Raw genomic sequence first — 2057 nt, 5'->3', positions numbered from 1 at the left:
GTTGGAGTCTGCCGGATGGGACTCGAAAAAACTTTCAGGTAAACCAGCTACACCCGATTATTTTCAAACCGAAGAATTGCAGCTGCTTAATTATATGGAAAATAACGGTTATCCGTTTGCTAAAATTTCGCTGGATAGTGTTGCGATAAAAAATGGCGCCATTAGTGCCGTACTCAATATTGAGAAAGGACCATTGTATAAAATTGACAGCATCCGTATTGTAGGAACTGCAAAAATTTCTGTGGAATTCATGGAAAGATACCTTGGCATTCCGCAAGGAAGTATTTACCGAAAAGACAGGTTATTAATGATCAGCAGGCGCATAATGGAACTTCCTTTTGTGCAGGAGGAAAGACCCTGGAGTGTTAATATGCTCGGTACAGGTTCTATATTAAATTTATACCTGAAGCCTAAAAAGAGCAGCCAGATTGATGTGCTCGTAGGATTATTGCCAAATAATGATCAGCTGGGAAGTGGCAAATTACTGGTTACCGGCCAGGCAACCGTAGTACTCAGGAACCCTTTTGGGAATGGGGAAAGTCTTGGGCTTGACTGGCAACAGTTACAACAACAATCACCCCGTCTCATTATCAATTTCCAGGAACCCTACCTGTTTCATTCCCCATATGGAGTCAATCTGGCTTTTTCATTATACAAGAAAGACTCTTCTTATATAAATACAGACGGAATACTGGGAATACAGTTTAATTCATCTATGAACAAGAAGGGATCCATTTTTATCGAAACTACTGGGTGCACAGTCCTGACCATTGATACCGCACAGATTATTGCTACCAGACAATTGCCTGAAGTAGCAGATGTAAGTTCCCTGAACTTGGGTATTTCTTATGATTTTAATAATACGAATTACAGGTTTAATGCTATTCGCGGAAACGAACTTTATTTTATAGGATCTGCAGGTACGAAAAGACTGAAGAAAAATAGTGAAATCACAAAACTCAAGGACGAAAATGATCCTTCATTCGATTATAGTACCCTATATGACACAGTCAAAACCTCGGCCTATCAGTTTCGTCTTAACATTGCCGGAGCACATTATTTTCAACTTAGCCGTGCTTCTACGATCCGGTTTGCTGTGAATGCAGCCTGGTACCAGAGTCCCAAAATTTTCCGGAATGAATTGTATCAAATCGGAGGTTATCGGTTATTGAGAGGATTTGATGAAGAAAGTATTCTGGCTTCTGAATACACCGTGGGCAGCCTTGAATATCGTTATCTGATTGGCATGAATTCCTTTCTTTTTAGTTTTATTGATGGAGGTTGGGCAAAAAATGATGTGCCAGGTTATGCTATCAACAATCTTTATCTGGGTATTGGGCTCGGATTGGCATTTGAAACCAAAGCCGGGATTTTCAACATGTCCTATGCAATTGGAAAGCAGGACAGCAATCCGTTTGAATTCAGACAGGCAAAGATTCACCTGGGGTATGTAAACTTTTTTTAAAAGATATGCGTTGAATCACAACCTTTGCGGGAATCCGTAACCGTCAACCGTTAACCTTTCATCCCTTGGCAAAACGAACTGCGCTATTCTTCTTTATATTTTTTCAGATAAGCCTCGCCAGGGCGCAATCGACTTCCGATACCATCCGGCAAGCTGATACAACATCGGTAAAACAAATAACGGGTGATACAACAATTATAAAGCCTTTCATCAGAAAACAGGTAAAAACGATTGTAGACACAGTTGTTGTTTATAATACCGACTCAATCCGGTTCAGTGAGCGAAAACCAATGGATTTCAGCAATTTACCTGCCAGCTGGATGGGACTTTTGAAAGCGCAGCTTTTTTTTAACTTTCTTGGCAGGCCCCTGCATAAACGGACTGAACTTTATGAGCCCGAATCCTTTGAAGGGATGTTTTATTTTATGGTGGGGTTATTGTTCTATTTTGCCATTGTCAAATTCTTTTTTGCCAAGTATCTGGCAAATCTGATGACCCTGTTTTTCAGGGCATCTATGCGACAACAACAGCTTAGGGAGCAGGTTCTGCAATCTCCCTTTCCCTCACTTTTGCTTAATATCCTTTTTGTGTT

The 2057-nt window shown here is 40.5% G+C and carries 2 protein-coding genes; both read left to right on the top strand.

Annotated elements, in window-relative coordinates; genetic code table 11:
* A partial coding sequence (locus VNZ46_RS10360; protein ID WP_325560096.1) for a hypothetical protein occupies positions 1–1465 on the top strand: 1465 nt, incomplete at its 5' end.
* Between the two features lie 65 nt (positions 1466–1530).
* On the top strand, positions 1531–2057 hold a 527-nt coding region (locus tag VNZ46_RS10355; protein WP_325560095.1), incomplete at its 3' end, for a hypothetical protein.

The organism is Pedobacter sp. (assembly GCF_035566355.1).
Taxonomy (GTDB): Bacteria; Bacteroidota; Bacteroidia; order Sphingobacteriales; family Sphingobacteriaceae; genus Pedobacter.
Note: the sequence above shows the minus strand (reverse complement) of the source record. Positions and strands in the feature narration are given on the sequence as shown.